General features: G+C 60.1%; 4 protein-coding genes and 1 pseudogene. All 5 read left to right on the top strand.

Annotated features, from left to right (window positions below; genetic code table 11):
* Positions 1 to 138: pseudogene (locus tag AC1D1Z_RS34265) on the top strand (dimethylsulfone monooxygenase SfnG); the annotation flags it as partial.
* A gap of 140 nt (positions 139 to 278) precedes the next feature.
* The gene (locus AC1D1Z_RS34260; RefSeq protein ID WP_065277592.1) at positions 279 to 1,193 is read left to right on the top strand and encodes an ABC transporter ATP-binding protein; all 915 of its coding nucleotides are present in this window, start codon (positions 279 to 281) and stop codon (positions 1,191 to 1,193) included.
* Positions 1,193 to 2,089, top strand: a complete 897-nt coding sequence (locus AC1D1Z_RS34255; RefSeq protein ID WP_065277591.1) for a branched-chain amino acid ABC transporter permease — start codon at positions 1,193 to 1,195, stop codon at positions 2,087 to 2,089. Before AC1D1Z_RS34260 ends, AC1D1Z_RS34255 begins: the two co-directional genes overlap by 1 nt.
* 3 nt (positions 2,090 to 2,092) lie before the next feature.
* Positions 2,093 to 3,133, top strand: a complete 1,041-nt coding sequence (locus AC1D1Z_RS34250; protein WP_477853238.1) for a branched-chain amino acid ABC transporter permease — start codon at positions 2,093 to 2,095, stop codon at positions 3,131 to 3,133.
* Positions 3,134 to 3,232: 99 nt separating this feature from the next.
* Entirely contained in the window at positions 3,233 to 4,567 is a 1,335-nt protein-coding gene (locus tag AC1D1Z_RS34245) for an ABC transporter substrate-binding protein (protein ID WP_477853236.1), read from the top strand.
* Positions 4,568 to 4,725: the final 158 nt, after the last annotated feature.

Below are 4,725 nucleotides of genomic sequence, written 5' to 3'. Positions count from 1 at the left end.
AAGCGCGCCGGCGCCGACCTCATCCTTCTCGGCTTCCTGCATTTCCAGGAAGAGGTCGAGTATTTCGGCAAGTACGTCATCCCGTTGATCCGCGAATTGGAAGAAGCCGAAACGGCGACGGCAGTCGCCGCCGAGTAATCGCAACATGTCGAGCGGCCGGAAAGCCGGCGGCCTCAACAATGACAGGCCAAGAACCGGGTGGTTCGTGGAGGGATAGCGTGCGCCTGTGAGTCCAGCTGGGTTCGTGGCGCGCCATCGAAAGCAGGGGCGTGCACACTATGACATCTGCCTACGGGGGCTTGGGAGCGGAGCCGTTTCCGCCGGACGTTCAGGAGCACTTGGCAGGCTTGGACAGAGGAACACGCGCGGCCTGGACGTCGCCCATTGAAGCCGGCGCAACGGACGGCATCGTTCTGGAGCTGGCCGGCATCGATCTGTCCTTCGGTGGCGTCGTCGCCCTGAAGGATATCGATATGTCCGTACGGCGCGGCGAAATCCTCGCCATTATCGGGCCTAACGGTGCTGGCAAGAGCTCGATCATCAATGTGATCAGCGGCGTATACCGACCCGATCGCGGTTATGTGTGGCTCTCCGGGCGGCGCCATGCCCAGGTCCCGACGCAGAAACTTGCCCGTCTCGGCATTGCTCGCACGTTTCAAAACCTGGCCTTGTTCAAGGGTTTGAACGTTCTCGACAATGTCGTGGTTGGACGAGCGCACAAGACGCGGTCTGGCTTCGTCGAACAGATCGTTGGCCTCGGTCGAGCCCGCACGGAACAGAGGGATGCCCGCAGTCGGGCTTTGGAGGTGCTCGAGTTCCTCCACCTTTCGCATGTTGGCGATCGTCTGGTCGGTACACTGCCTTATGGTCTGCAAAAACGGGTGGAATTGGCGCGCGCGCTGGTGGCCGAGCCCGATATCCTGCTGCTCGACGAGCCGATGGCCGGCATGACGGCAACGGAAAAGAACGAGATGGCCGATTTCGTGGGCGCCGCACGCGATCGTTTCGGTACGACAGTCGTGTTGATCGAACACGATATCGGGGTCGTTATGGACCTCTCCGACCGGGTCGCCGTGCTCGACTACGGTCGCAAGATCGCCGATGGAACACCCGACGAGGTCCAGCGCGAACAGCGCGTGATCGATGCCTATCTTGGTGTCGCCCCTGGGAACGAAAACGGGGAGGGCATCTGATGGCTGATTTCGACTGGTTGTTCTTCACCGAGGTCCTCGTCGGCGGCCTTCTCTCGGGCGTGATGTATTCACTGGTCGCGATCGGTTTCGTGCTGATCTACAAGACATCCGGCGTCCTCAATTTTGCGCAAGGCGCGATGCTCCTGTTCGCGGCGCTGACCTTCGTGAGCCTGACGGAACGCGGAATTTCCTTCCCGCTCGCATTCGCGATCACCTTCGCGATCATGATCGTCATCGGAATTGCCGTCGAGCGCACGGTATTGCGGCCGCTGACCAACAAACCACCGATCACGCTCTTCATGGCGACGCTCGGCCTCTCCTACGTCATCGAGGGGGCTGCCCAATTGATTTGGGGTACGCAGGTGCATGGCCTTGATCTCGGTATCGAGGATGTACCGTTCGACGTCGGTGGTGTCTACATCAGCCAATTCGACATCTTCGCAGCGATCGTTGCCGCCTCCATGGTGCTGCTGCTCTCTGTCTTCTTCCGTTACACCCGCATCGGGCTTGGTTTTCGCGCTGTCGCAGACGATCAGTTCGCGGCGCTCGCCGTCGGGTTGAGGCTGCCATGGATCTGGGCGGCGGTCTGGGCCGCTGCAGGCCTGGTGGCGCTGGTCGCCGGTCTGTTGTGGGGAGCCCGCGTCGGAGTGCAATTCTCCCTGTCGCTGATCGTTCTAAAGGCCTTGCCGGTTCTCGTCCTCGGCGGGTTCGATTCGATCCTAGGCGCGATCGTCGGCGGATTGTTGATCGGTGCGTCTGAGAAGCTGGCCGAAGTCTATATCGGCGAATATTATGGCGGCGGTATCGAGGGCTGGTTTGCCTATGTCATCGCGCTCGCCTTCCTCCTCGTTCGCCCTTCCGGCCTGTTCGGCCAGAAGCTTGTGGAAAGGGTCTGACCGATGTCCACGATCACCGACAATCTCCCGGTATACCGCTTCCCCGCGCGCTGGGCGACGCCCTTGACATGCCTTGCCATCGCCTATGTCGTGGTGCCGCTTGTCGGGTCCGCCTATCTGTTCGAGGCCATTCTACTTCCGTTCCTGGCGCTCAGCCTCGCCGGCCTCGGCCTCAACATCCTGACAGGTTATGCGGGGCAGGTGTCGCTCGGAAGTGCCGCCTTCATGGCTGTCGGTGCCTTCGCCGCGTTCAATTTCAATCTTCGCGCCGACGGTCTGCCTTTAATCGTCAGCATGGTGCTTGCTGGTTTCGCAGCGGCCGGCATCGGCCTGGTGTTCGGCCTTCCCAGCTTGCGCCTCAAGGGCTTTTACCTTGCGGTATCGACGCTTGCCGCGCAGTTTTTCGTGCAGTGGGCGCTGACCAAATTCAGCTGGTTCTCCAATGAGTCTGCATCCGGCGTGATCGATGCGCCGCAGCTTTCGGTCTACGGCTTAGTTTTTGATGGCCCAGTCGGACGATATTATTTCGCGCTGACGGTGGTCGCCGTTCTCACTTTGCTGGCCTATCGCTTGGTGAATTCGCAGACCGGCCGCAATTTCATCGCCGTGCGCGACAATGAGACAGCGGCACGGATCATTGGCGTGCCAGTGCTGAAAACCAAGCTTCTGGCCTTCGCAATCTCCTCCTTCATCATCGGCATCGCCGGAGTCCTGTGGGCGTTCGCCTATTTGCGCACGGTCGAGCCGGCCGGTTTCAATCTCGACCGATCGTTCCAGGTCCTGTTCATCGTCATCATCGGCGGACTTGCCTCGATCCGCGGCGCCTTTTTCGGAGCGGCGCTGATCGTCGTGTTTCCGTTGGTCCTGTCACGGCTTGGCTCCTTCCTGCTCGGCGATATCTTCAATTCGGGCGTGCTGGATATGAGCCAGCGCATCGTGCTCGGCGCGCTCATCATCCTCTTTCTGATTCTCGAACCGGATGGGCTCGTCGCCCTTTGGGGTCGAGTACGAAAACGAATCGGCGCCGCCATCGTGCGGTCCTGATCGAAACGGAGCCATCAAGGCTCTCGAATGCCAACAGCCTTCATCAGATCAACCCGGACCGGCGCCTTGCCCCGGTCGATACCCGGAGTATGTCCAAAAATGACGATCCTCGCCAAATTCAAGATCGCGGCTCTTGCCGCCGGCCTCGCCTTTTCGGTGGCCATGCCTATGGCCCATGCTGACGAACAATATTTTCCCCTCCAGAGCTATCGCGTCGGCCCCTATGCTGCCGGCGGCACCGGCTTCTTCGGTGGCTTCATCGATTATCTGAACCTGATCAACACGCGCGACGGCGGCGTCAACGGCGTTAAGCTGACATGGTCGGAAGCTGAAACGCAGTATGAGGTCGAACGTGGCGTCGAAGCGTACGAGCGCCTGAAGAGCAACCCGAACGTTGCCGCCTGGAACCCGCTTTCCGTCGGCATTGCCTATGCGATGATAGATCGCATCACCGCCGACAAGGTGCCGTTGATCACCATCAATCATGGCCGCACGGATTCGACCGATGGTCGCGTTTTCCCTTATGTCTTCCCGCTACTGCTCAATCCCTACAGCGAAACTTCCGGCATCGTGAACTATATCGCTTCCAAGGAAGGCGGGCTTGGAAGCCTGAAGGGCAAGAAGATCGCCGTGCTCTACCACGGCTCGCCCTATGGCAAAGAGACAATCCCCATCTACGATCTGCTAGCGAAGAAATACGGATTCGAGCTGCAGCAGATCGAGGTGCCGCATCCAGGCAACGAACAGCAGTCGCAGTGGCTGACGATCCGGCGCGCCAAGCCAGACTACGTCGTCCTGCGCGGTTGGGGCGTGATGAACCCGGTTGCGCTGAAGACCGCAGCCAAGGTTGGCTTCCCAGCGGATCACATTATCGGAAACGTCTGGTCCAATTCAGAAGAAGACGTCATCCCCGCTGGTGATGCAGCCAAGGGCTATACGGCGATCACCACACAGGCTTCGGGAGCTGAATACCCGGTCGTTCAGGAGATCGTCAAAACGATCTACGACGCCGGCAAGGGGAACCTGGAAGACAAGAAGCGTATTGGCTCGGTCTACCACAACCTCGGTATCGTCAACGGCATCCTTAATGTCGAGGCGATACGCATCGCACAGGAGAAGTTCGGCAAGCGGACGCTCACCGGCGACGAGGTCCGCTGGGGCTTCGAACACCTTSAGCTCGATCCGGCGCGTGTCGAGGCGCTCGGCGCCAAGGGCCTGTTCCACTCGATCAATGTCACCTGGGACAACCATGAGGGCAACGGCTACGTGACTTTCCAACAGTGGGACGGGAAGAAGTGGAACGTCGTTTCTGACTGGATCGCGCCGGACTGGGCACTGTTGCGGCCCATCATCGAGAAGTCTTCCGAAGCCTACGCGGCCGAGAAGGGCATCAAGCTGCGCACGGCGGCGGACGCCGAGGCGGCGACCAACTGATCCCTTCAAGCCGCGCCTGATAACAGGCGAGGCTTGAAGAACCGGGCGCGAGGGTGGTGCCTCCCTCTCCAACCTCGCGCCTTCTCTCAATCCGGCCTTTTAAGGCAAGAGGAACACGATCATGCCTCTGGAAACCACCCTGCTTGCGGTCGATGGTC

The organism is Rhizobium sp. P1_E1 (genome assembly GCF_056406015.1).
The sequence above is the reverse complement of the archived record's forward strand: the minus strand, read 5'-3'. Positions and strand labels throughout refer to the sequence as shown.

Coding starts and splice junctions, on each gene's coding strand:
- AC1D1Z_RS34260 (WP_065277592.1), top strand. CDS start 279: ATGACATCTGCCTACGGGGGCTTGGGAGCGGAGCCGTTTCCGCCGGAC.
- AC1D1Z_RS34255 (WP_065277591.1), top strand. CDS start 1,193: ATGGCTGATTTCGACTGGTTGTTCTTCACCGAGGTCCTCGTCGGCGGC.
- AC1D1Z_RS34250 (WP_477853238.1), top strand. CDS start 2,093: ATGTCCACGATCACCGACAATCTCCCGGTATACCGCTTCCCCGCGCGC.